The organism is Azospirillum argentinense, assembly GCF_000632475.1.
Lineage (GTDB): Bacteria > Pseudomonadota > Alphaproteobacteria > Azospirillales > Azospirillaceae > Azospirillum > Azospirillum baldaniorum.
Map to the genome: position 1 here is coordinate 638,929 of NZ_CP007794.1, position 22,665 is coordinate 661,593.

The window sequence follows — 22,665 nt, forward strand, 5'->3', positions numbered from 1 at the left end:
CCGATGCTGAAGCACATCCTGACCTCCCTGACCGGCGGCCCGGTCACCGAACCCGCTCCGGCCCCCGCCGATCCGGCTTTGGCGGAACTGGCCGGAAAGCTGGGCAAGGCCGCCAAGGCCCGGCTGGGCCGCAGCCTGTCGATCCGCGAGGTCGATGCGGGGTCCTGCAACGGCTGCGAGCTGGAAATCCACGCGCTGAACAACCCGATCTACGACCTGGAGCGCTTCGGCATCCACTTCGTCGCCTCGCCGCGGCACGCCGACGTCCTGCTGGTCACCGGCCCGGTCGCCCGCAACATGCGCGAGGCGCTGGTCCGCACCTGGGACGCCACGCCCGGTCCGAAATGGCTGGTGGCCTGCGGCGACTGCGCCGTCAGCGGCGGGCTGTTCGCCGGTGGCTACGCCTGCGTCGGTCCGGTGGAGGAGGTGCTGCCGGTGGACCTGCGCATTCCCGGCTGTCCGCCTCGGCCAACTGATCTGTTGGCCGGCCTGCTGGCCTTGCTGGAGACCAGCGCGGCGCGATGAGGGCGGGTCAGGACTCCCCGCGTTCCTCGCGCTTGGCCTGCTGCCAGAAGGCTTCCATCTCCTCAAGCGTCGCTTCCTTGGGCGTGCGGCCTTGTTCGGACAGCAGCGCCTCGATGCGGTGGAAACGGCGTTCGAACTTGGCGTTGGTGCCGCGCAGCGCCGATTCCGGCTCGACCTTCAGGCGGCGGGCGAGGTTGACCAGAGCGAAGAGCAGATCGCCCAGTTCGTCGGCCACCCGGTCCGGGGCGGAGCCGCTGTCCATCTCATGCCGCAGTTCGCGGACCTCTTCCTCGATCTTGTCGAGGATGTCCCGCGCGTCGGTCCAGTCGAAGCCGACGCGGGCGGCGCGGTTCTGAAGCTTGAGGGCGCGGGTGAGGGCAGGGAGACCGGCGATCACGCCCTCCAGGGCGGACGGGGCACGGCCTTCCTCGGCGGCCTTGGCGGCGCGCTCGGCGGCCTTGTGGTCCTCCCAGCGCGAGGTTTGCATGTCGGCGCCCTTGACCTCCTCGGCGCCGAAAACGTGCGGGTGGCGACGAATCATCTTGTCGGTGATGACGCCGGCGACCTCGTCGAAGTCGAACAGATTCTCTTCGCGGGCCATCTGGCTGTAATAGACCACCTGGAAGAGCAGATCGCCCAACTCCTCGCGCAGCGCCGGCATGTCGCCTTTCTCGATGGCGTCGGCCACCTCGTAGGCTTCCTCGATCGTGTGCGGCGCGATGGTGGCGTAGGTCTGCTCCAGATCCCACGGGCATCCGCCGTTGGGGTCGCGCAGGCGGGCCATGACGTCGATCAGGCGGTCGATGTTTCGGGCCATGGAAAGGTCTTCTTCGGCAGCGGGATGGGACGGGACAGCGACCTTAGCCGACCCATGGCACTGAGAAAAGGGAACACGCCCCGCCGGAGCATTAAAATCATATAAGTGAGATTATGGAAATACCTATAGGCATGTTTCGTATGTCAGAAACGTCAGATACGTAATCCCAATGCGCCTTTGAGGCACGTCGCTGACAGGCTTACCCTAGGTCTGTCAACGACGCGGCGGGTTCGCCATGTTCCTCCAGCGCATTGTCATGCCATCGGGCTCGGTCAGTTGGACAGCCTTCGACGACACCGGCGCCGTGGTGCCCGAGATCCGCGATTTCGTCCTGTTCCTTGAGGCACGCCGCTACGCGCCCAGCACCATCAGGCACTATGCCAATCACGCCGTCCGCCTGGGCAACCATCTGAAGGCTCTGGGCAAGAGCTTCGCCAACCTGACCGCGCCGGAATTCGATCGCTTTCTCACGACCATCGCCCGGCATGATACCGGCGCGACGCCGAACATCGTGCCGCTGCATGGCGAACCTGCCGAACTTTCCCCCAGCCTTCATAACCAAGTTCTCTTTGCCATCAAGGGCTTCTACGAGTTTCTGGACCTGCGGCACAGTTCCGCGGTCTTCGACACGGTCGAACGGCACCGGGGGTTCGAGGCACCGGACGCCTACAAGCCCTTTCTGCACCACGTCGCCGCCCGGAAGGCCCACCGCAAGACCCAGCGGCGGACCGACAAGACGGCCAGGGCTGCCGCCGCCAAGCGGGCCGCCGATTCCCGGCTGCTGCCGGACCAGGTCTTCCGGATCATCGAGGCGGCGACCCTGGCCCGCGATGCCTTCCTAGTGGTCATCCTCTACGTGACCGGCATGCGCATCGGCGAAGCCCGCGGCCTCTTCCACGAGGATTTCCGGCTCGACGAGAACGTCATCTGGATCACGCCGCGCTCCTTGGAGAACGGAGCGCGGGTCAAGAACGGAAAGGCCCGGCCCGTTCCGGTGCCCGACTTCATCATGCGGCTGTACGAGGATTTCCTGGCCAGCGACGAGTACCTGCCGGCCTTCGAGAGCGGCACCGACTTCGTGTTCTGCAACGTCCAGGGCGGGCGGATCGGCCGCGGCCTGACCGAGCACAACGCCTACGACATCCAGGACCGGCTGGTTCGCAAGTCCGGCGTCCCGTTCACCTGGCACATGTTCCGCCATTCCCACGCCAGCGAAACCATCGCCCAGGGCTACAGCCTGCTCGATGTCGCCGACCGCCTCGGCCACGCCAGCCCGCAGACCACCAACAGCATCTACAAGCACCTCTTCAACGCCGAATACCGCAAGCTGCGCCTGAAGAGCCACGAGGACCTGGCTGGCAAGCTGGACAACCTCCGCCGGCAGGCGCTCACCGAGGAGACGCTGAAGTGGCTTTGAGCCTTGTTCATGCCAATCCAACGTCGGACGCCTATTTGGGCGGACTGCGGACGCTAACAGCCGCCATTTCCCCTGCTCTCCTCGACCGTGATCGCTGGGGCTTTCTTACTCTGCGGGACTGCTTCGGCATTGATGAGACATCAAATCTCTATTGTGGTTCGCGCTCCGAGAATACTGTTCTGAGTATCCAGGCGGATGGCCGGAACCTTCAGGAACGGGGAGATGACGACTTCCTCCGAGGGATAGGTTATGATTTCAGCGCCCTTCCGGAACCATACAAGACGGAACTCAAAGCTTTCTTCGCTTGGTGGCTTGCCCATCCCCTGGCGCGCTCCAGGATAGCCCATTACCTGCGTGTCCGATTGATCGGATTTTGTTCTGATCTGGCTTCCGTCGCCGACCGGCCCGGCCCTTGTCTGATCGATTACGGCCACCCCATCGACGCCGGCAACGGCAACGGCAGCACGCCGCTCCGAGCCGTCTTCGAGGCGTGGCTGGCCAGCGGCGGTTGGGCCACACCTACAATGGCGCCGGCGTCCCTCACCCGCCACGCCGACGGTTCTCGGGGCGTTGTAACGAAGGAATACAGCGGCGTTACCAGTACGGCAGCCAATGACGTGATCTTCACGCTTGTTATCTTACGCGAGAAGATGAGGCCTCTGGAGCAGCGAGATCTTATCCTCTTGCGTGACTTGTACCCTGCTGATGATATTGCCGACACGCCTCGCGGAACCCCCTACATCCACTTCTACCAGTTTCAGTTTGAATGGCTGCGCGACACGGCGCGATGTTTTGTTCTCAGCAAGATTGAGCATCGCGAACTGAGCCCGCGTACTCTGACCGCTTACATCTCGCGCCTCGTTCTGCTCGAAACCTGCCTGCGCGAGACGTATGCCAATCCGCGGATCGAGCATGTGACACAGGGGTTCATCTCCGAAACCTTTCTGAACTGGGGGAACGCCCGCCGGCTCGCCGGCAAAAACTGGTATGCCGATGTCTGCAACATGGTGCAGTACGCCTCCGGCTATCTGCCCAATAAGGGTTGGGTCGACATCAAGATCGACAAGCGCAACCTCCGCCGTGTGGAGGGTATGTGGCCGGGCGGCCGCGGCTATCAGTTGAAGGTGGCCGAACGCTCCATTCCCGAAGACGTCGTGGAACGGATGTTCCAGAGGCTCGATACCCTCGACACCGTTGCCAGGCGTCTTCTTATCCTCGACCGCTATACCGGAATGCGCTGCTCCGATCTGCATTCCCTTGATTTCGACTGCCTGAAGGACGATCCCGACGACACCCGATTCATGATCCTGACCTTTTACCAATCCAAGGTGAAAAGGTGGAACACCAAACCCCTGCTCAAGGAGGACGCCGCCCACGCCCTGGTAATCAAGACCATCCAGGACCAGCAGCAGGACGTCCTCCGAGCATGGGGTCGGAGAACGACCTACCTGTTCCCGACGCGCTGGGGCGATGGCGAGGCGCCCATCACGGCCTCCTATTCCCGGAAGGTAATCAACCTATGGATCATTGCACAGCGTATCAACGACAAGGACGGGCGTCCCTGGGAGTTCGGCTGGCACGGCCTACGCCATTTCTACGGGACAGAGTTGGCCCTGCAAGGCCACGACATCGCGCTGATCCAGATGGAACTTGGCCATGCCTCCGCCGACATGACCATGGTTTACATAAACCGCCGTCTTCAGCTGAAAAAGAAGGCCTTGCTGGAGAAGGGCGGCGGTAAGTTCATCGATATCAAGGGCCAAGTGGACGAGAGGATGACCGACCTCGCCGTGCGCAAGGAGGCCGCCCTCGCCGTGGACGTCCCCGGCGGCCTGTGCGCCCTGCCCGGCCAACTGGGAGACTGGTGCGAGCACAACCGCGCCTGCATGACCTGCATCCATTTCCGCGCCGATGCCGACCAGATCGCCTTCTTCGACCGCGAGCGCGGCGCCATCACCCGCACCATCGCCCGCCTCAAGCAGGAGATCGCCGGCTTCCGCCAGGACGGCCGCAGCCGCATGGCCGAGATCGGCGAACGGCGGCTGGCGCACCACGAGGCCCTGCTCGTAAACCTCTCCACCATCATCACCACCATCCAGGCGGAAGGCAGTTACCGTGGCGACACCCGCAGATACCAGCGGCCTGCGTGCCGCAGCGGAGGAGAAGCGCCTCCGCAAGCGCCGGGCCGTTGAGGCCGCCCTTCACGACATGCGCCAGACCGGCGAGGTCATCACCTTCAAGACCGTTGCCGAAAAGGCCGGCGTCAGCCGCGAGTACCTCTACCAGAACTTCAAACCGGACATCGAGCGGCTACGCGCCGCCAGCCAGCACCAGCGCATCGAGGTGGAGGGCGTGCCGACGCGTGTCCGCACCGCCCGCGGCGCCGCCACCATCGAAGCGGCCTTGCGCAACAAGATCACCCGCCTGGAGGCTGAGATGGCGGATCTGCGCAAGCAGAAGACCCTGCTCGAACGCCGCTACGAAAAGGCGCTGGGCGAGGCCGAGGACTGGCGGCAGCGCCATAAGAAGGCGGTGACCGAACTCTCCGGGATGCAGGCGAAACTGGCCCGCTACGACCGCTGAGCGCCGAGCCTGGGGCCGCCGCGGCGCACCCCAGGACCGTGTCAAGTTCGGCGGCGGCCATCGGCTCCCCAGCCTGTACCGCCCCGCCATGCTAAGCCACGCTGACGCCATCCCTCAAGTTCGGCGCCCAAATACCCCCTAAAGCGTCCCGCGGAGCATGCCACCGCTCGAACGCCGGCGCTCAAGCCTCCGCTCCGTACGCCTCCCGCCGCCCTCGGAACTGACATGTCAGCGACGTGCAACCCCTTATTCCACACCGCCAATCGGCATTTCACCCTAGGTAAATGGAAAATAAAGCTCAAGGAAGTGAGGAGGGGGCTTCCGGCCACCCTCCGTTCTTCGGTGCCTCAGCCGCCGCGAAACCCCTTCAGGCTTTCGGCGGGCGGCGGCGGTGGGAAATCCGCGCCACGGGCGGCCTCGATCAGCGATTCCACGAAGGACCGGTAAGGATCGCCGGAGGTCTCGGGGGTCTCCGCCGGTTCGATCGGCGCGTCATAGCCGGTGTCGCTCGGAGTAAGCGCTCCATATTCCGAGCTTTCCAGCCTCGGCGACAGGAAAATTGAATGGGTCGTCGCCTCCGGCTCGCCGACGTGACGCTGGGAGGGCTTCAGCGAGAAATTCCCATCGGCGTCCGGCATGGACAGGATCATCACCCCATGCTCCACCGTCTCCTTATCCCGTGCGTTCTGCCGCGCATCGGAGTCGAAGGCGCTTCGTGGATAGACGCTCTCGATGCTCAAGGGATCGTGGATGTTGGCCGTTTGCATGGATCACCCGCCGTTGTTGCGTTGGTCCAACACAGGGTGGCGATGGCGGGTTCCGAGGGACCGCGGGCCTTTTCACTCCATGGAATGCGCCTGCGTGGCGGGCCGCGCCTTCCGGCGCTGCGGCGGTGCCACGCTGAGCACCGGCTCGGCGTCGATCGCGCGAACCACCTCATGATCCAAGGCGACGTCCGCGGTTTCGGAGTCGGTGGAACATTGCGCCGCGCCGGCGGCCGAGGCCGCCCCGCCCGAAGGCTGACATTCGGCGATCCGCTCCGCGCAGGCCGTGGGCGCCAGCAGTGACGCCGCCACCAACAGCACGCGCTTCAGGGCAATGGCCTTCATGGTCGGGCGCTCCGCAAGGCTCACGGCGGCCGTTTCCGGCATCCTGGCACTATAAGGCCGCCGTGCCCGTGGAGTTCCCGCCGAATCCGGTCCCCGCCGCAGGACGTGTGCGGTAGTCCGGTGCGCCCCCGCCTTAGCCGAACAGATGCCGGTGCATCGCCTCCCAACTCGCGCGGTCGGGGGTCAGCATCACCCCACCGTTGAGGACGGTCGGACGATAGGGCGAGCCGTCGAACAGCGCGCTGTAGCCGCCGGCCTCCGCGTGGAGCAGGACGCCCGCCGCGTGATCCCACGGCATCAGGCGATGGTACATCGAGAAATGCGCCCGGCCATCGAGCAGGCGCAGATACTCCTGCGCGGCGCTGGACAGGCAGACGCGGGGGCCCAGGGAGCGGCCCCGTTCGTCCAGTTGGCGCCCGAGATCCTCGGCGCAGAATCGCGTCGACAGGGCTCCGGTCATCTCGGTCAGGGGGACCGCCGGGGCGACCGTGACGCGCTCGCCGTTCAGATAAGCGCCCTGCCCTTTCACCGCCGTGGCGATGCGCCCGTCGCAGGGATCGTAGATCCAGCCGGCCAGCGTCTCGCCGCGGCAGGCCAGGGCGATGATCATGGCGAAGAGCGGGCGCCCGTTCGCGAAGTTCAGGGTGCCGTCGATCGGATCGATGATCCAGACCGGCGCGTCGCCGTGGATTCGGTCGAGCAGGGACTTGTCCTCGGAGACGGCCTCCTCCCCCACCACCGTGCTACCGGGAAGCAAGTCCAGCAGGCGCGGCGTCAGGGCGCGTTCGCCCGCCTCGTCGGCCAGGGTCACAAGATCGGCCGGCCCGGTCTTCTCGCGAATGCCGGCGTTCGCCAGATCACGGAAATAGGGAAGAATCTCGCTTTCCGCGACCTCGCGGATGATTGCGGAGACACGATCGACGTCAGGAATCGGAAAATTCGTCACGGTTTCGGTGCCGCTTTGTTGGATCGGGGGTCGAGTCTCAGAACCGTTCCGCCATCCTTTGGCGGTTCCGGCAGCATGACTTTGCCGTCCAGGCCACTGTCTTTCAACGCTTTGACCAGCGCGTCATAGGTGGCCTGATCGGCTGCGGGGTTCGGAGCGGGCGGCGTCCCGGTCAGCGGGCCGGGTTCCGGCGGCTTGCGCGGCGCGTTCGGATCGGGCGGGGGCTGCGGCGTGTCGCGCGCTTCCCGCGTCTCCTCCTTGGGCGGCGGCGGGGGCGGACGCCACAGACGGAAACAGTCGGTGAAGGTGGCTTCCTTGCAGGCCTTCAGCAATTCCTTCGGGTCCGGTGCCACGACCAGCGGGCTGAACGGGGCGGGAGGAAACTCCGCGGGCTCCGGCGGCAGGGGATCTTCCGGCGCGACCGGCGGCTCTTCCACGAATCCCGGCGGCAACACGCGCTCGACGGCGGCGGCGGTGCCCGCGAAGGCCAGAAACGCCAGGGACAGGAGAGCGATCGGGACGCGCAAGGGAATCCGGAAAAAGAAGGCGGGCCGAGCGTCCATTATGGCGCCCTGCCCGCTGCATAGCCACGGACAAATCCTTGTCCCGGCACACCCGCCTCCGTCAGGAGCGCGGCAGGCTTTCGCTCGGGGTGGCGTGCAGCGCCCAGGCGGCCAGTTCGGACCGCAGGGCGGCAATCTTGCTGCTTTCCGTCGGGTTGGTTTCCTTGCGCCAGGCGTCACTGATGATTTCCAGAAGACGGGCGCGGCCGGCGTTGTCGCGCGACAGTTCCTGGATGCGCAGCACCGCGGCACCGGGCGACAACTGCTCCTGCCGGGCGACCAGGGTCACCTGATCGGCCAGGAAGGCGGTGATCGAAAAGTGTGTTGGATCGGTCTGCAAACGCATAGGCGGGCCTCCTCCCGGGGATAACCCATCGGCTCCCCGGTTCAAATATCGGGGGCGCGTTGGGAAAAGGCTACACCTCGGACGTCGTAGGACGGGGCCGAAATCGGGCGCGTCATGTCGTCGCACGTGCACGAACGAATTATGACGCGCCCGACTCCTTTATGGCGAAAGATCAGCCTTGGACGAACCGCTTCTCGAAACGGGCCAGATCCGCCGGGTCGATGGCCACCTGGATGTGGGCCTGGACCTCGTCGTCCCGCCGTTCCAGCACCTCACCTTTTGCATAGAGCCACGCGAGCGCCGCCCCGTCCCCCAACTCCACGGACAGGTCCACCACATGGCGGTGGGCGTTCATCCGCTGGTCGAGCAACCGGTCGAGATCGGCGATCCCCGCTCCCGACAGGGCGGACACCGCGACGGCGCGCGGGTTGCGGGCCGTCTGGGCCAGGACCGCCTCGCGGGACTCCTTGTCCAGCGCGTCGATCTTGTTCAGAACCTCGATCACGCGGTCATCGGCGTCCGGGTCGATGCCCATGTCGCTCATGACCTCGTGCACGTCGGCCTTCTGGGCCTCGCTGTCCTGGTGGGAGACGTCGCGGACATGCAGGATGATGTCGGCGGCGTCGACCTCCTCCAGCGTGGCACGGAAGGCGGCAACGAGGCCGTGCGGCAGGTCGGAGATGAAGCCCACCGTGTCCGACAGGATCACCTTGCGCCCGGACGGCAGGGTCACCTGACGCATCGTCGGGTCCAGCGTGGCGAACAGCAGGTCCTTGGCGAAGACGTCGGCGTTGGCCAGCCGATTGAACAGCGTCGACTTGCCGGCGTTGGTGTAGCCGACCAGCGCCACCACCGGGTACGGCACCTTGGCGCGGGCCTTGCGGTGCAGACCGCGGGTGCGGCGGACCTCCTCCAGCTCCTTCTTGATCTTGACGATGCGGTCGCCGATCAGACGGCGGTCCATCTCAAGCTGGGATTCACCGGGGCCGCCGAGGAAGCCGAAGCCGCCGCGCTGGCGTTCCAGGTGGGTCCAGGAGCGGACGAGGCGCGATTTCTGGTAGGTCAGGGCGGCCAGTTCGACCTGGAGCATGCCTTCGCGCGTGCGGGCGCGGGCGCCGAAGATCTCCAGGATCAGACCGGTGCGGTCGATGACCTTGACCTTGAGGGCCTTTTCCAGATTGCGCTGCTGCACCGGCGACAGCGCGTGGTCGAGGATGACAAGGGATGCCTCCGTCTCCTCCACGATCTGGGCAAAATGCTCCACCGTCCCCGACCCGAGAAGGATCGAAGGCTGCGGGCGGTTCACCCGCGCGCATTCGGCATGCACGACCTCCAGATCGATGGCGCGGGCAAGGCCCACCGCCTCGTCCAGGCAGGATTCGGGATGGCGCAGGACCCCGTCCGCCTCACTGCGGAGGACGGGGTGGACCACGATGGCGCGGCCGGAGGCATCAGGCGTCCGGCCGTTGCCATTGGTCGGAAGATCAGACGTTTTCACCTTCCTTGGGCGGCTCGAAAAGTTGGATCGGATGCGCGGGCATCACGGTGGAGATGGCGTGCTTGTAGACGAGCTGCGAATGCGCATCGCGCCGCAGCAGTACCGAGAAGTTGTCGAACCAGGTAATGATTCCCTGAAGTTTAACACCGTTCACGAGGAAAACGGTTACGGGAGTCTTGTTCTTGCGGACGTGGTTGAGGAACACGTCCTGCACATTTTGGCTTTTTTCAGACATTTTATGTCGCCCCCTTCTTCAGTGTTTTTTGGGGCCCCTTGTTAGAAGCCCGCCCCCTGCAGCGATAAGGTCATGGTTGGTCGCAACCGTCTCGACTACTGGTCATCCGATATGGTGTCACCACCGCTGCCCACCAACCCGCACAATGCATGGCACGTATCGTACCGATGGGCCGGAGGGAAGCGGGTGAAGCCGCTGCCCTCGCCCGCCCCTATTAGCACCGGGACCATTCCCGCGCCATGGGCACATTCCATGTCGATGTCGGCGTCCCCCACGAACCAGACGTCCGGACCGGGTGGAATATTCGCCGGTTCCAGCGCCATCAGCACCGGCGCGCCGTGCGGCTTGTCGAATTCGGCGTCATGGGCGCCGACCAGACGGCCGAAATAGCCGGTCCAGCCCAGCGCGTCGGCTTCCGCCCGCAGGAAGCGGCCGGTCTTGTTCGACACCACCGCCTGATATATCCCGCGCTCGGCAAAGCCGCGCAGCAGGGATTCCGCACCCGGCAGGGGCCGGAGATGCTCCAGGTGATGCGCCTCGAAATAGGCGTAGAAAAGGTCGCGCGCGTCGGTCCAGCGCTCCCCGAAGATGCGGGGGAAGCTGTCGCGCAGCGACTGCTTGATGCGCTCCCGCGCCTCATCCTCGCTCCAGGCCGGATGGCCGAAGGTGACCAGCGCGTGGTTCAGCGCGGCGCGCACCGTGCCCCAATTGTCGACCAGCGTGTTGTCCCAGTCGTAGAGGACGGCGCGCGGCAGCACGGGCAGGCGGTCGATGACGGCGGCGGCGTCGCTCATGACGGCACCCCGGCGGCCACGTAATCGAGATAGGCCTGACGCAGCGTCCGCGTGACCGGCCCCGGCCTGCCCTCGCCCACCGGCTTGCCGTCGATGCGGGTCACCGGCAGCGCGAAGGTGCCGGCGGAGGACACGAAGGCCTCGCGGGCGGCGAGCGCCTCCTCCACCGTGAAGCTGCGCTCCTCCACCGGGATGCCGCGCTCGCCGGCCAGCCGCAGAAGCGATTGGCGGGTGATGCCGTTGAGGATCTTCTGCGACGGGGCGCGGGTCACCAGCACGCCGTCCTGCGTGACGATCCAGGCGTTGGAGGAGGACCCCTCCGTCACCCTGCCGTCCGGATCGATGAGCCACGCCTCGTAGGCGCCCGATTCGGCGGCCTGCTGCTTGGCCAGCACCGGGGCGAGGAGACCGACCGTCTTGATGTCGCACCGACCCCAGCGGATGTCGGGCACCGTGACCACGGCCACGCCCTTTTCCAGCTGCTCCGGCTTGGCAAAGGCGCTAACCCGCTTGACGGTCATCACCAGGGTCGAGGGGACGTTCGCCGGGAACTTGAAGTCACGCGGGGCGACGCCGCGGGTGACCTGGAGGTAGAGCGAACCATTGCGGACGCCGTTCCGCCGCACCAGCTCGCGGGCGATCATCGTCACGACGCGCGGCACCGCCGGCCAGTCCATGCGCAACTCCGACAGGCTGCGGCCCAGGCGCTCCATATGGCCGTCCAGATCCGCGAAGCGTCCGTCGAGGAGGGTCACCACCTCATAGACGCCGTCGGCGAACTGGAAGCCGCGGTCTTCCACATGAACCGCCGCCTGCCGGTGCGGCAGGTAACGGCCGTTGACGTATGCCCATCGAGCCATGGAGGTTCTTTTTGTTGGTGCCAAAAACGATACGAGAGGCGATCAGAAGAATTCAAGCCGGACGGCGAACATCTTCTCCACCTTTTTCACCTGACCGGCGGTGGCCAGGATGATGACACGGTCCTTCGGACGGATCACCGTGGCCGGGCGCGGGATGATGACCTCGTCGCCGCGCACGATGGCGCCGACGATGACTCCGGAGGGCAGCTTCACCTCGCGCAGCGGCGTGTTCACCACCGCGGAGGTTTCCAGCGCCTCCGCCTCGATGACCTCGGCGAAGCCGTCGCGCAGGCTGTGCACCGCGCGGATGCGGCCGCGCCGGACATGCTGAAGGATGTTCGACACGGTGATGGCGCGCGGGCTGACCACCGCGTCGATCCCCAGCGGCGACACCAGAGAGGTGTAGGACGCCTTGTTGATCAGTGTGATGGCGCGCTTCGCCCCGTGCCGCTTGGCGAGCAGCGAGGAGAGGATGTTGCCCTCGTCGTCGTTGGTCACGGCGACCACCGTCTCGGTGGCGCGGACGTTGGCCTCCTCCAGGATTTCCGGGTCCAGCCCGTCGCCGTGCAGCACCATGGTGCGCGACAGGCGCTGCGCCACGAACTGGGCGCGGCTGCGGTTCATCTCAATGATGCGCGCGGTGACCTGGGGGTACTTCGCCTCCAGTTCCTCCGCCAGGCACAGCCCAATGTTGCCGCCGCCCAGGATGATGATGCGGCGGGCCTCCACCTCCTCGTGGCCAAAGGCGGCCATGGCGCGGTTCAGGTGGCGGTTGTCGCAGGCGAAATAGACCTCGTCGCCGGGCAGCATCTGGTCGTCGCCTCCGGGGATGAAGGAGCGGTCGTTGCGGATGATCGCCACCACCTCCAGACCCAGGTCGGGGAACAGGCCGGTCAACTGGCGCAGCGGCGTGTGCAGCACCGGGCAGGTTTCGGTGCAGAGCACGCCGACAACGCGGACCTTGCCGTCCGCCAACGGGATCATGTCGAAGGCGCCCGGCACCTGGAGCCGGCGGGCGATGGCCCGCGCCACCGCGATCTCCGGCGAGATGATGACGTCGATCGGCATGTGGTCGCGGCTGAACAGGTCCGCCCAGATCGGCTTCAGATAGCTCTGGTTGCGCACGCGGGCGATCTTGGTCGGCACCTTGAACAGGGCATGCGCCACCTCGCAGGCGACCATGTTGATCTCGTCGATCTGGGTGACCGCGATGATCATGTCGGTCTCGCCTGCCCCCGCCGCCTCCAGAACGTCGGGGTGCGAAGCATGGCCGACCATGGCCTGCACGTCGAGCGTGTCGCTGATCCGCTGGATGAGTTCCGGCGAATGGTCGATCACCGTGACGTTGTTGCCCTCGGACGCCAGATAACGCGCGATGTTCGAGCCGACTTGGCCGGCTCCGCAAACGATGACCTTCACGGCCTTTGCACCCTTCCCCGCCCATTATCCAGGCACTTAGGACAAGGACCTTATCATTTTGCGGCAGGACGCACCAACTCTATGTTCGCGAAGGGAAATACGGGCCGACCTGCCGGCGTGGACAGGAAGAGGGGTGATGGATGCGCCCTGCCCCCTCACCCTCCCCCGTCGGTCACCGCGAGACGGAGACCCGTCTGCCGGCCTCGGCGTCAGCTGTTGTCGATCGTGTAATAGAACTGCGTGACGACGCCTTCCGGAGCACCGTCCTTGCGGGTATCGAAGTTGAAGTCTTGCGACCGGCCGTCGATGTTGACCGATCCCTGGAAATGGGCCGGCCCGTTGAAATTCACACCGATCAGCAGAAGCTGATTCACGCCGGCCTGCAGGTTGCCGGACAGCACGACCTGTTCATTGATCGATTCGCCACCGCCAATGCGGTTGTAAACTTGAGCGCCATTCAAATAAGCAACAAGCTGGTTGTCGGTATAATTGACCGTAAGGACAGCAGTGGTCGCCATATCTTGATTCCTCCTCATAAAAAGAAAATTCTGTTTTTGTTAAGCACGTTCACAGGATAATGAATATTCAGGCAATGATCTTCGATCAATGCTAAAAGCGTTACTCGCGATTTCGCAAATTATATAAATACGATTGTATTTAGTGGTGATTTGAGGAGAATTTGGCAGATTATCAAGAGATAGAAATAATAATAAAGTTATCACAACGGAATTCCAGAAGAAACGCACCCATGATACAAGGTAGAAGGCACCGCTTTCAGACAAAATAAAAGCAGGCTCCCAAGTCGTCCACGTTTGGGACATGCTCAGGAAACCTGCTTCAGGAGAAAAGACGACACCTTGTGCTTGACGATGCTGAGGCAAGACTACTCGACGAACAGCTTGCCCTTCTCGCTGCCGTGCACGCCGAGCGATTTCAGCTTCCGGTGCAAGGCGGAGCGTTCCATCCCCACGAAGGAGGCGGTGCGGGAGATGTTGCCGCCGAAGCGCGTCACCTGGGCCAGCAGATACTCGCGCTCGAACACCTCGCGCGCCTCGCGGAGCGGCAGGCCCATGATCTCGCCACCCTTGTCCCATTTCAGGACCGTGGGGGTGATGGCGCCGATTTCCGGCGGCAGCTGGTCGGCGCGGATCGGTTCCTTGGGATCGCCCTGCGCCATAATGAGCAGCCAATCCACCACGTTGCGCAGCTGGCGCACGTTGCCTGGCCAGTCGTAGGCCTGGAGCGCGGCCATGGCGTCCTCGCCGAAGTCGCGTGCCGGCAGGCCGGCGGCCTCGGCCGAGCGCTGCATGAAGTGGCGGGCCAGCAGCGGGATGTCCTCGCGCCGCTCGGCCAGCGAGGGCACGCGGATCGGCACGACGGCAAGGCGATAGAACAGGTCCTGGCGGAAGCGGCCCTGGTCGATCTCGGCCTGGAGGTCGCGGTTGGAGGTGGCGACGACGCGCACGTCCACCTCGACCCGCTGGCCGCCGCCGACCCGCTCGAACACCTGCTCCTGCAGGGCGCGGACGATCTTGCCCTGGGTTTCCAGCGGCATGTCGGCCACCTCGTCGAGCAGCAGCGTGCCGCCGTGCGCCTGCTCGAAGGTGCCGATCTTGCGCCCGCCGCCATCCACCCCGGCTTCCGTGCCGAACAGCTCCATCTCCAGCCGGTCGGGGCGCATGGTGGCGCAGTTCAGCCCGACGAAGGGGCCGCCGGCCCGGCGCGACCGCGCGTGGATCAAGCGGGCCACCACCTCCTTGCCGGAGCCGGCGGGGCCGGTGATGAGGACGCGGCTGCCGGTGGGCGACACCTTCTCGATGCTCTGGCGGACGTGGTTGACGGCGGTGGACCGGCCGATCAGCTCCACCTCGCCGCCGGCGCGCAGCTTCAGTTCCTCGTTCTCGCGCTTCAGCCGGGCCGCCTCGATGGCGCGGTCCACCATCAGCAGCAGCCGGTCGGCCTTGAAGGGCTTCTCGATGAAGTCGTAGGCGCCGATCTTGATCGCCGAGACGGCGGTCTCGATGTTGCCGTGGCCCGAGATCATGATGACCGGCAGGTTCCGGTGGTCGCGCATCAGCTGTTCGAGGATCTGAAGCCCGTCCAACCGGCTGCCCTGGAGCCAGATGTCCAACACCACGAGGCTCGGCCGGCGCGCGGAGACCTGGGCGAACGCCTGATCGGCGTCGGCGGCTTCGCGCGTCTTCATGCCTTCGTCGTTCAGGATGCCGGCGATCAGCATCCGGATGTCCGCTTCGTCGTCGACGATCAGAATGTCATGCGCCATGGGCTGCGTGCCTCTTCTCTTCACCGGTCTCCGCCGGCGTGCCAACGCCGCCGAGGGCGTCGCCCGCGGCCGTGCCGGAGCTGGTGGACGTGTTGGGGATGACCAGACCGACGCGCGCCCCGCCGCCTTCGCGGTCCTCCAGGGTCAGCACGCCGCCGTGGTCCTCCATGATCTTCTTGACGATTGCCAGCCCCAGTCCCGTGCCTTTCGCGCGCGTCGTCACGTAGGGTTCGGTCAGCCGGTCGCGCTCCTCGGTCGGCAGGCCCTTGCCGTTGTCCTCGATGATCATGGCGATGCGCTCGGCATCGGCCTCGACCCGGATGGCGACATGGCCCGGCGGCAACTCCTCGCCCTCAGCGGGTGGCAGGCGCCCTTCGATGGCGTCCGCGGCGTTCTGCAGCAGGTTGGTCAGCGCCTGGCTGATTTGGCGGCTGTCGCACGGCACGGTCAGCGGCCCCTGGGGAAGCGTCATATCGAACTTGATCTTGCCGGCGTGCGCGCTGGACTGCAGGAACACCGCCTGCCGGACGAGGTCGTTGAGGTTGCAGGGCTTCATCACCGGCTGCGGCATGCGCGCGAAGGCCGAGAACTCGTCCACCATGCGCCGGATGTCGTCCACCTGACGGACGATGGTGTCCGTGCACATGGTGAAGACCTCGGTGTCGCTGGTGATCTCCTTCAGGTACTTGCGGCGCAGCCGCTCGGCGGAGAGCTGGATCGGCGTCAGCGGATTCTTGATCTCGTGGGCGATGCGGCGGGCGACGTCGGCCCAGGCCGCCTTGCGCTGGGCGGAGACAAGTTCGGTGATGTCGTCGAAGGTGACGACATAGCCGCGGATCTCCCCGCTGCCCCGCCCTTCGGTGGAGATGCGGACGAGCAAGGTCAGCGGCGTCGTGCCGGGACGGCGGATCTGGATCTGGTCCTGGACCACCCGGCCGGGTCGGCCCGGCGCATGGTCCAGAAGCTCCCCCATCTCCGGCGACAGCTCGGCCAGCTTCATCCCGATCAGGCTTTCCGCGTCCTCAACGCCGAGAAGGCGCGCGGCCGAGAAGTTGGGAAGAGTGATGCGCCCTTCGGCGTTCAACCCGATCACGCCCGCCGACACGCCGCCCAGCACGGTCTCGGTGAAGCGGCGGCGCTCGTCGATCAGGCGGTTGGCCGAGAGAAGCTCGTGCCGCTGGCTTTCGATCTCCGTCGTCATGCGGTTGAAGGCGCGCGACAGCAGGCCAAGCTCGTCCTCGCCGGGCGGTTCGGTCACCCGGACGGTCAGGTCGCCGGCGCGCACCCGCTCCGCCGCGCCGATCAGGGCGCTGATCGGCCGCGCCAGCCGCGTCGCGAAGATCAACCCCGCCCACACCGCCGCCAGCAGAAGCAGCATGGCCACGACCAGGAAGATCAAGGTGAAGGTGATTTGCAGGCTGCCGCGCTGGCTTTCCAGCGCCCCGAACTCCCGCACCGCCCCTTCCGCCGAGGCCATGTGCGAGAGCACGCGCGGCTCGACCATGCGGCCGACATAGAGATAGGTGTCGGCGAAGCGGTCGAGCCGGACCAGCGCGCGGACGCGGTCGTCGTTCTCGCTGACGATCATCGCCACCTCGCCGCGGCGGGCGGTGGCGAGCTTGTCGTCGGGGATCGGGTCGAACTCCAGCGCGAAGGTGTAGCCGGAGCGCGCGACGATGGCGCCGGTCGTTCCGTTGAAGACGATGGCCTCCGACAGGGCGCGCAGCATCGCTTGGGTGGCGACCACCTGCTCGAACCGCTCCGGGTCGCTGGCGAGGCGCGCCGCCTCTTGATTCAAATCGTTCGCCATGGCGAGCGCATCGGCGCGGATGTTCTGCTGGTGCTCGTGAAGATAGGCGCTGGCGACTGCCAGCGATTCGTTCACCGCCGTGCGCACCCGGTCGCTGAACCAGGACTGCACGCCGACATAAAAGAAGACGGTGGAGAAGATGGCCATGATGATGGCCGGCGCGACGGCGAGCAGGCTGAACACCGCGACCAGCCGCACATGCATCTGCGACCCGGCGAGGCCGCGCCGCCGCCCGATCCACAGATAGACGATCCGCCGCGCGATCAGCACGCCGAGCAGGAGCAACAGTGCCAGATCGAGGGTCAGCAGCCACGTGACGGTGCGCGGGTTGGTTTCCCCGAAGGGCGCGCTCTCCGTCAGCGCCGTGTAGGTCGCGAAGCCCGCCACCAAGGCCGCCAGCGACAGCGCGAAGGCAAGCCGCTTCGCCAGCCCGACACGGGCTGCCCAACGAAGGAACTGCTGCCAAAGCGGCGTGACGGGTTCAGGGGGTGTGGGCGACATCAATCCGGCAACCAGTCTGTTGCCAGAATGATACACGAGCTGTTGCCGTCCTGCCAAGCGGCAACCCCTCTGCCTTTCGCACAGTCCCTAAGGAGCATTGCGAACGGCAGAGGCGCCAAACGCCTGTCGCAAAAACAGCACGCTGTGGGTTGGAAGCGACGCCGGGCCGAACCGCCCGGCGCCGGATCACTTCAGCCCGCGCACCACCTGGATGTCGAGGTCGCGGATCTTCTTGCGCAGCGTGTTGCGGTTGAGGCCGAGGAGCTGCGCCGCCTTGATCTGGTTTCCCCGCGTCGCCGAGAGGCTGAGCGAGATCAGCGGCCGTTCCACCTCGCGCAGCACCCGGTCGTACAGGCCGTTCGACGGCATACCATCCTTGTGGGCGGCGAAATAATCCTTCAGGTGGCGCTCCACGGCGGCGGACAGGCCCTCGCCCTGCGGTTCCTCCACCGGCTGGGCGGCGGGGGTGGTGTCGGCAAGCTCCGCCTCCACCACGTCGAGCCCGATGACCTCCTGCGAATAGAGCGCGGCGAGGCGGCGGACAAGGTTTTCCAGCTCGCGCACGTTGCCCGGCCAGCGGTAGCGCTTCAACCGGTCCATGGCGGGCTGGTCGATGCTCTTCACCGGCAGTCCCTGCGCCGAGCACTGGTTCAGGAAGTGGCGAACCAGAAGCGGCACGTCCTCCGTACGCTCGCGCAGCGGCGGCAGGCGGATGGGGACGACGCACAGGCGATAGAACAGGTCTTCGCGGAACAGGCCCTGGCGGATCAAGGTGCGCAGGTCGCGGTGGGTCGCGGCGACGATGCGTACGTCCGTCTTGATCGGTGTACGTCCGCCGACGGTGGTGTACTCGCCCTCCTGCAGCACGCGCAGCAGGCGGGTCTGCGCCTCCAGCGGCATGTCGCCGATCTCGTCGAGGAACAGGGTGCCGCCCTGCGCCTGCTCGAAGCGGCCGGTTGACCGATTGGTGGCTCCGGTGAAGGCGCCCTTTTCATGGCCGAACAGCTCGGACTCGATCAGTTCGCGCGGGATGGCCGCCATGTTGATCGCGACGAAGGGGCCATTGCGGCGCTTGCCGTAGTCGTGCAGCGCGCGTGCCACCAGTTCCTTGCCGGTGCCCGACTCGCCGGTGATGGTCACGGTCAGGTCGGTGCCCATCAAACGGGCAAGAACGCGGTAGATCTCCTGCATGGCCGGCGAGCGGCCGATCAGGGGAAGCTGCTCGTCCGCCTCGCCGGCGTCGGCGGGCAGCGCCGCCGGCGGCGTGTTGGAGTTCAGCGCCCGCTCGACGACCGAGACCAGTTCCTTCAGGTCGAAGGGCTTGGGCAGATACTCGAAGGCGCCGCGCTCCGCCGCCTTCACGGCGGTGATCAGCGTGTTCTGCGCGCTCATCACGATGATGCGCAGGTCCGGTCGGATCTTCTTGATCCGCGGGATCAGGTCCAGCCCGTTCTCATCGGGCATCACCACGTCGGTGATGATGAGGTCGCCCTGCCCGTCCGCCACCCAGCGCCAGAGCGTGGAGGCGTTGCCGGTGGTGCGCACCTCATGGCCGAGGCGGGCAAGCGCCTGGGTCAGAACGGTGCGGATGGCGCGGTCGTCGTCCGCAACCAGGATCGTGGCTGCACTCATCCGATGGCCCCTCGGATGCCTCTGGCCGGTGCAGGATCGCCGCTCATCTGCGCTTCATCGAACATGGGTAGCGAGACCTTGAAGACGGTGCGGCGCGGCTGGCTGTCAAATTCGATGACGCCGCCGTGGTCGCCGACGATTTTGGCTACCAATGCAAGCCCCAGGCCAGTCCCATTGACCTTGGTCGTAATGAACGCATCGAACAGGTTGGAGCGCAGGTCATCGGGTATGCCGTCCCCATTATCCTGAACGGACACCAGCAACGGCAGGTGCAGGCGGGTGTCGCCACCGGGCAGGGCCATGCGGACGCCGTGCTGATAAGATGTGCTGAGAATGATCTCGCCGCCCGATTCCGGTGCAGCTTCTGCCGCATTTTTAATCAGGTTGAGGAAAATCTGGATGAGCTGGTCGCGGTTGCCATAGACCGGCGGCAGCGACGGGTCGTAGCGCTCGATGAAGCGGATGTTCCGGGCGAAGCCGCTCTGGGCCACCTTGCGGACATGCTCCAGAACGGTGTGGATGTTCACCGCGCTGCGCTCCAGCGGACGCTGGTCGGAGAAGACCTCCATCCGGTTGACCAGCGCGACGATGCGGTCGGCCTCGTCGCAGATCAGCCGGGTCAGCACCCGGTCGGACTCGCTGCAGTTCTCTTCCAGAAGCTGCGCCGCGCCGCGGATGCCCGACAGCGGATTCTTCACCTCATGCCCGAGCATCGACGCCATGGCGGTGACCGAGCGGGCGGCGTTGCGGTGGGTCAGGGAGTTGTCGATCTTGCGGGCCAGCGTACGCTCGTTGACCGTCAGCAGCACATGGTCGGTGGGCTCGCCCAGCGCGGTGACCCGCACGGTGACGTGGTGCGGGCCGATGCGCGGCGTGTCGATGACCACGCCCTCCTGCGAGGCGCGGTGGCGGCCCTGCTGGACCTGCTCGATCAACTGGCTGACCGGGCTGTTGGGCGGCAGAAGTTCGGCCAGCGGCATGCCTTCCATCATGGCGGCGGACAGGCCGAAGAACTCCTGAGCCTCCAGATTCACATAGCGTATGTCGCCGGAGCCGTCGACGACCAGGACCGGGTCGGGGAGCGCGTTGAGCATGACGGACGGATCGATGCAGGGGCGGACGGGGCGGTAGGAACTGGAGGGCGCACGGGGCCGCGCCGGGCGGCGGGGCAGTGGAGCAGCGGCAGATGCACGGGCCATCAGGCAGCCATCCTTTCGATCGCCGGGGCGTAGAAGTCGCGGATGAAGCCGCGGACTCGTTCGGGATCGGACATGCGGTTGACCTCCGAGCGGAATTCGGCGGAGTCGCGCAAGCCCGTTGAGTACCAGGAGATGTGCTTGCGGGCGACGCGCAGCCCGCCTTCGACGCCGTAATGGGTCAGCATGGCGTCGTAATGCTCCAGCAGCGTGTCGAGCTGCTCGTGCAGCGGCGGGTCGGGCAACCGCTCGCCGGTGCGGATGTAATGCATCACCTGGGCGGGGAACCACGGCCGCCCGTAGGCACCGCGTCCGATCATCACCCCGTCGGCGCCGGACTCGGTGAGCGCGCGGTCCACGGCGTCGAAGGAGGTGATGTCGCCGTTGACCACCACCGGGATCGACACCGCCTCCTTCACGGAGCGGATGAAGGACCAGTCGGCGGTGCCGTTGTAGAACTGCTCGCGGGTGCGGCCGTGAACGGTGACCAGCTTGATCCCGCACTCCTCCGCAATGCGGGCGAGACGGGGAGCGTTGAGGCTGTTGTCGTCCCAGCCCTTGCGCATCTTCAGCGTCACCGGGATCGACACCGCCTTCGCCGTGGCCTCCAGGATGCGGGCGGCGAGCGCCTCGTCGCGCATCAGGGAGGAGCCGGCGTGTCCGTTGACCACCTTCTTCACCGGACAGCCGAAGTTGATGTCGATGATGGCCGCTCCGCGGTCCTCGTTCAGCTTCGCCGCCTCGGCCATCACGTCCGGCTCGCAGCCGGCGAGCTGGACGGCCATGGGGAACTGCTCCGGCTCGCACTCGACCATGCGCAGCGTCTGGCGGTTCTCGCGGATCATCGCCTGGCTCGCGACCATCTCGGAGACGACCAGTCCGCAGCCCGACTGCTTCACCAGCCTCCGGAACGGCAGGTCGGTAACGCCGGACATAGGGGCGAGGATCACCGGACCCTCAAGCGAGATGGTGCCGATTTGAATGGCCATGTTCACCTGCCCACATGATGGGCACATTAGCGATATGATGAGAATTTGTGCACGGTAGCACAGCGTTTCGGCATGTTGCAAGTGCACATCCCGCGAACGCCGCGCTGGCTGTCATGCGTGGGGGTTAGCCGAGCAGGACGTCGGTGACGAACTTGACGCCCGGATAGGCGAGAGTCAGCAGGAGATAGGCGATCAGCACGAGACGCGCGGCCATCCGCCCGCGCACGCCGGTGCGGGCGTGGGCGAGCAGCAACCCACCGATGACGACGAAGCTGGCCACGGACAGAAGCGTCTTGTGGTCGGCGCGCAGCAGCGCGCCGGTTTCGTAATAGAGCACCGCCATTCCCGTGGCGAGACCGGCCCCCAGAACCGCCTCCGACGCGCCGAGAAGGTGGAGCTGCATCCGCTCGCTCTCCGTCACCGGGGGCAGGAAGCGGGTCAGCGGCGTCGGGCGTTTCGACTTCAGCGCCCGTTCCTGAAGGAAGGCGGCGAGCGAGGCCACGGCGGCCATGGTCAGCAGCGCATAGGTGATGACCGACACGGCGATGTGCAGGTCGATCCAGATTCCCGGCGCCCCGCCGCGCAACACGGGCGCCGGGGCCTGCTGGGCCAGCGTCGCGAAGGCGCCGACCGTCAGCAGATAGGGCAGCAGCAGCGGTGACAGCCGCCATGCCGACCGGGTCAGCGCGCTCATCGCCATGAACAGCAGCATGCAGGCGGCGATGGTGATCCACAGCGCGGTGGACAGGCCGGTGTGCCAGCGTCCCGCCACTTGGGTCAGCGCCCAGGCCGCCGGCCCGGCGAAGCCAAGCGCCAGGGCGCCCCAGAAATAGGCGGACCGCCCGTCCGCCCCCTGCCCCGCGATCCGGTGGTACGGGTAGATGGACGCCGGCAGCAGAGCCATCAGCGCGGTCAGGCTGTAGACGATGTTCTGCGACATGCGGCGGACCCGTGCCCTTCCCTCTGCGGAAACCCAAAGTCGCTGTTGGACCCAAAGTCGCTGTTGGACAAGTCTCTGAAGCTCTTGGCGGAACGCCGGTGAGCGGCTAGGCTCCGCTGCGTCCGGCCGCCATGACGTAAGCGTCATGCGGACGGCCCGTCAAGCGCGGATACCATAGCCCAAACGGCACGGATACGTCCC

General features: G+C 66.0%; 22 protein-coding genes. 4 read left to right on the plus strand and 18 right to left on the minus strand.

The annotated features are described in order from the left end of the window. Nucleotides 1–3 precede the first annotated feature (3 nt). Nucleotides 4–525 (plus strand): NADH-quinone oxidoreductase subunit B family protein, encoded by a 522-nt coding sequence (locus ABAZ39_RS17045; protein ID WP_040134107.1) that lies wholly within the window; start codon nucleotides 4–6, stop codon nucleotides 523–525. A gap of 7 nt (nucleotides 526–532) precedes the next feature. Here ABAZ39_RS17045 and mazG read toward each other — a convergent pair whose 3' ends face one another. Next, the gene (gene mazG / locus ABAZ39_RS17050) at nucleotides 533–1,342 is read right to left on the minus strand and encodes a nucleoside triphosphate pyrophosphohydrolase (RefSeq protein WP_040134108.1); all 810 of its coding nucleotides are present in this window, start codon (nucleotides 1,340–1,342) and stop codon (nucleotides 533–535) included. Nucleotides 1,343–1,577: 235 nt separating this feature from the next. On the opposite strand from mazG, the gene ABAZ39_RS36190 reads away from it, so the two are divergent. Genes ABAZ39_RS36190 through ABAZ39_RS33115 form a run of 3 tightly spaced genes read left to right on the plus strand, consistent with a single transcriptional unit; the run spans nucleotide 1,578 to nucleotide 5,342 of the window. Continuing rightward, the gene (locus tag ABAZ39_RS36190) at nucleotides 1,578–2,759 is read left to right on the plus strand and encodes a tyrosine-type recombinase/integrase (RefSeq protein WP_038527841.1); all 1,182 of its coding nucleotides are present in this window, start codon (nucleotides 1,578–1,580) and stop codon (nucleotides 2,757–2,759) included. Then, nucleotides 2,750–4,951 carry a tyrosine-type recombinase/integrase gene (locus ABAZ39_RS35675; protein WP_144243468.1) on the plus strand — a complete coding sequence of 734 codons (2,202 nt, stop codon included), beginning with the start codon at nucleotides 2,750–2,752 and terminating at the stop codon, nucleotides 4,949–4,951. The genes ABAZ39_RS36190 and ABAZ39_RS35675 overlap by 10 nt, the downstream gene beginning before the upstream one ends. Continuing rightward, a complete protein-coding gene (locus tag ABAZ39_RS33115) occupies nucleotides 4,875–5,342 on the plus strand; it encodes a DUF6262 family protein (RefSeq protein WP_144243467.1) in 468 nt (155 codons plus the stop codon). The genes ABAZ39_RS35675 and ABAZ39_RS33115 overlap by 77 nt, the downstream gene beginning before the upstream one ends. A 347-nt stretch (nucleotides 5,343–5,689) precedes the next feature. Here the strand turns inward: ABAZ39_RS33115 and ABAZ39_RS17070 are convergent, their stop codons facing one another. The 17 genes from ABAZ39_RS17070 to ABAZ39_RS17150 form a co-directional block, all read right to left on the minus strand. After that, nucleotides 5,690–6,109 carry a hypothetical protein gene (locus ABAZ39_RS17070; protein WP_040134109.1) on the minus strand — a complete coding sequence of 140 codons (420 nt, stop codon included), beginning with the start codon at nucleotides 6,107–6,109 and terminating at the stop codon, nucleotides 5,690–5,692. Between the two features lie 72 nt (nucleotides 6,110–6,181). Next, nucleotides 6,182–6,451 carry a hypothetical protein gene (locus ABAZ39_RS17075; RefSeq protein ID WP_247874642.1) on the minus strand — a complete coding sequence of 90 codons (270 nt, stop codon included), beginning with the start codon at nucleotides 6,449–6,451 and terminating at the stop codon, nucleotides 6,182–6,184. 133 nt (nucleotides 6,452–6,584) lie between these two features. Continuing rightward, on the minus strand, nucleotides 6,585–7,397 hold the full coding sequence (locus ABAZ39_RS17080; protein ID WP_040134111.1) for an inositol monophosphatase family protein: 813 nt from the start codon (nucleotides 7,395–7,397) through the stop codon (nucleotides 6,585–6,587). Continuing rightward, nucleotides 7,394–7,924 (minus strand): hypothetical protein, encoded by a 531-nt coding sequence (locus ABAZ39_RS17085; RefSeq protein ID WP_247874641.1) that lies wholly within the window; start codon nucleotides 7,922–7,924, stop codon nucleotides 7,394–7,396. The genes ABAZ39_RS17080 and ABAZ39_RS17085 overlap by 4 nt, the downstream gene beginning before the upstream one ends. Nucleotides 7,925–8,021: 97 nt before the next feature. Further along, nucleotides 8,022–8,306 (minus strand): hypothetical protein, encoded by a 285-nt coding sequence (locus tag ABAZ39_RS17090; protein WP_014197056.1) that lies wholly within the window; start codon nucleotides 8,304–8,306, stop codon nucleotides 8,022–8,024. A gap of 172 nt (nucleotides 8,307–8,478) precedes the next feature. Continuing rightward, on the minus strand, nucleotides 8,479–9,738 hold the full coding sequence (hflX, locus tag ABAZ39_RS17095) for a GTPase HflX (protein WP_081863117.1): 1,260 nt from the start codon (nucleotides 9,736–9,738) through the stop codon (nucleotides 8,479–8,481). Nucleotides 9,739–9,790: 52 nt separating this feature from the next. Then, complete coding sequence (gene hfq / locus ABAZ39_RS17100) at nucleotides 9,791–10,039, minus strand: RNA chaperone Hfq (RefSeq protein WP_035675971.1); 249 nt, start codon at nucleotides 10,037–10,039, stop codon at nucleotides 9,791–9,793. 95 nt (nucleotides 10,040–10,134) lie between these two features. Beyond that, the gene (locus ABAZ39_RS17105) at nucleotides 10,135–10,833 is read right to left on the minus strand and encodes an HAD family hydrolase (protein WP_040134114.1); all 699 of its coding nucleotides are present in this window, start codon (nucleotides 10,831–10,833) and stop codon (nucleotides 10,135–10,137) included. Then, a complete protein-coding gene (locus ABAZ39_RS17110) occupies nucleotides 10,830–11,693 on the minus strand; it encodes a D-amino-acid transaminase (RefSeq protein WP_040134115.1) in 864 nt (287 codons plus the stop codon). The genes ABAZ39_RS17105 and ABAZ39_RS17110 overlap by 4 nt, the downstream gene beginning before the upstream one ends. 42 nt (nucleotides 11,694–11,735) lie before the next feature. Further along, nucleotides 11,736–13,112, minus strand: coding sequence for a Trk system potassium transporter TrkA (trkA, locus tag ABAZ39_RS17115; protein WP_040134116.1), 1,377 nt, complete (start codon nucleotides 13,110–13,112; stop codon nucleotides 11,736–11,738). Nucleotides 13,113–13,321: 209 nt separating this feature from the next. Then, the gene (locus ABAZ39_RS17120) at nucleotides 13,322–13,630 is read right to left on the minus strand and encodes a hypothetical protein (protein WP_040134117.1); all 309 of its coding nucleotides are present in this window, start codon (nucleotides 13,628–13,630) and stop codon (nucleotides 13,322–13,324) included. A 365-nt stretch (nucleotides 13,631–13,995) separates the two neighbouring features. Further along, nucleotides 13,996–15,396, minus strand: coding sequence for a nitrogen assimilation response regulator NtrX (ntrX, locus tag ABAZ39_RS17125; protein ID WP_014197047.1), 1,401 nt, complete (start codon nucleotides 15,394–15,396; stop codon nucleotides 13,996–13,998). Then, nucleotides 15,386–17,707 (minus strand): sensor histidine kinase NtrY-like, encoded by a 2,322-nt coding sequence (locus ABAZ39_RS17130; protein WP_040134118.1) that lies wholly within the window; start codon nucleotides 17,705–17,707, stop codon nucleotides 15,386–15,388. Before ABAZ39_RS17130 ends, ntrX begins: the two co-directional genes overlap by 11 nt. Nucleotides 17,708–17,893: 186 nt before the next feature. Further along, complete coding sequence (gene ntrC / locus ABAZ39_RS17135; protein ID WP_014197046.1) at nucleotides 17,894–19,339, minus strand: nitrogen regulation protein NR(I); 1,446 nt, start codon at nucleotides 19,337–19,339, stop codon at nucleotides 17,894–17,896. Continuing rightward, the gene (locus ABAZ39_RS17140; RefSeq protein ID WP_040134119.1) at nucleotides 19,336–20,538 is read right to left on the minus strand and encodes a two-component system sensor histidine kinase NtrB; all 1,203 of its coding nucleotides are present in this window, start codon (nucleotides 20,536–20,538) and stop codon (nucleotides 19,336–19,338) included. Before ABAZ39_RS17140 ends, ntrC begins: the two co-directional genes overlap by 4 nt. Further along, a complete protein-coding gene (gene dusB, locus ABAZ39_RS17145) occupies nucleotides 20,538–21,524 on the minus strand; it encodes a tRNA dihydrouridine synthase DusB (RefSeq protein WP_040134120.1) in 987 nt (328 codons plus the stop codon). The genes ABAZ39_RS17140 and dusB overlap by 1 nt, the downstream gene beginning before the upstream one ends. 124 nt (nucleotides 21,525–21,648) lie before the next feature. Further along, complete coding sequence (locus ABAZ39_RS17150) at nucleotides 21,649–22,464, minus strand: cytochrome C assembly family protein (protein WP_040134121.1); 816 nt, start codon at nucleotides 22,462–22,464, stop codon at nucleotides 21,649–21,651. Between the last annotated feature and the right edge of the window lie 201 nt (nucleotides 22,465–22,665).

What these genes read in the sequence shown, in the direction of transcription:
- hfq (WP_035675971.1), bottom strand. Translation starts at nt 10,039, where the DNA reads ATGTCTGAAAAAAGCCAAAATGTGCAGGACGTGTTCCTCAACCACGTC.
- ABAZ39_RS17140 (WP_040134119.1), bottom strand. Translation starts at nt 20,538, where the DNA reads ATGGCCCGTGCATCTGCCGCTGCTCCACTGCCCCGCCGCCCGGCGCGG.
- ABAZ39_RS17070 (WP_040134109.1), bottom strand. Translation starts at nt 6,109, where the DNA reads ATGCAAACGGCCAACATCCACGATCCCTTGAGCATCGAGAGCGTCTAT.
- ABAZ39_RS17150 (WP_040134121.1), bottom strand. Translation starts at nt 22,464, where the DNA reads ATGTCGCAGAACATCGTCTACAGCCTGACCGCGCTGATGGCTCTGCTG.
- ABAZ39_RS17075 (WP_247874642.1), bottom strand. Translation starts at nt 6,451, where the DNA reads ATGAAGGCCATTGCCCTGAAGCGCGTGCTGTTGGTGGCGGCGTCACTG.
- ABAZ39_RS17110 (WP_040134115.1), bottom strand. Translation starts at nt 11,693, where the DNA reads ATGGCTCGATGGGCATACGTCAACGGCCGTTACCTGCCGCACCGGCAG.
- ntrC (WP_014197046.1), bottom strand. Translation starts at nt 19,339, where the DNA reads ATGAGTGCAGCCACGATCCTGGTTGCGGACGACGACCGCGCCATCCGC.
- ABAZ39_RS17090 (WP_014197056.1), bottom strand. Translation starts at nt 8,306, where the DNA reads ATGCGTTTGCAGACCGATCCAACACACTTTTCGATCACCGCCTTCCTG.
- ABAZ39_RS17120 (WP_040134117.1), bottom strand. Translation starts at nt 13,630, where the DNA reads ATGGCGACCACTGCTGTCCTTACGGTCAATTATACCGACAACCAGCTT.
- ABAZ39_RS17105 (WP_040134114.1), bottom strand. Translation starts at nt 10,833, where the DNA reads ATGAGCGACGCCGCCGCCGTCATCGACCGCCTGCCCGTGCTGCCGCGC.
- dusB (WP_040134120.1), bottom strand. Translation starts at nt 21,524, where the DNA reads ATGGCCATTCAAATCGGCACCATCTCGCTTGAGGGTCCGGTGATCCTC.
- ABAZ39_RS17130 (WP_040134118.1), bottom strand. Translation starts at nt 17,707, where the DNA reads ATGTCGCCCACACCCCCTGAACCCGTCACGCCGCTTTGGCAGCAGTTC.
- ntrX (WP_014197047.1), bottom strand. Translation starts at nt 15,396, where the DNA reads ATGGCGCATGACATTCTGATCGTCGACGACGAAGCGGACATCCGGATG.
- mazG (WP_040134108.1), bottom strand. Translation starts at nt 1,342, where the DNA reads ATGGCCCGAAACATCGACCGCCTGATCGACGTCATGGCCCGCCTGCGC.
- ABAZ39_RS36190 (WP_038527841.1), top strand. Translation starts at nt 1,578, where the DNA reads ATGTTCCTCCAGCGCATTGTCATGCCATCGGGCTCGGTCAGTTGGACA.
- ABAZ39_RS17045 (WP_040134107.1), top strand. Translation starts at nt 4, where the DNA reads ATGCTGAAGCACATCCTGACCTCCCTGACCGGCGGCCCGGTCACCGAA.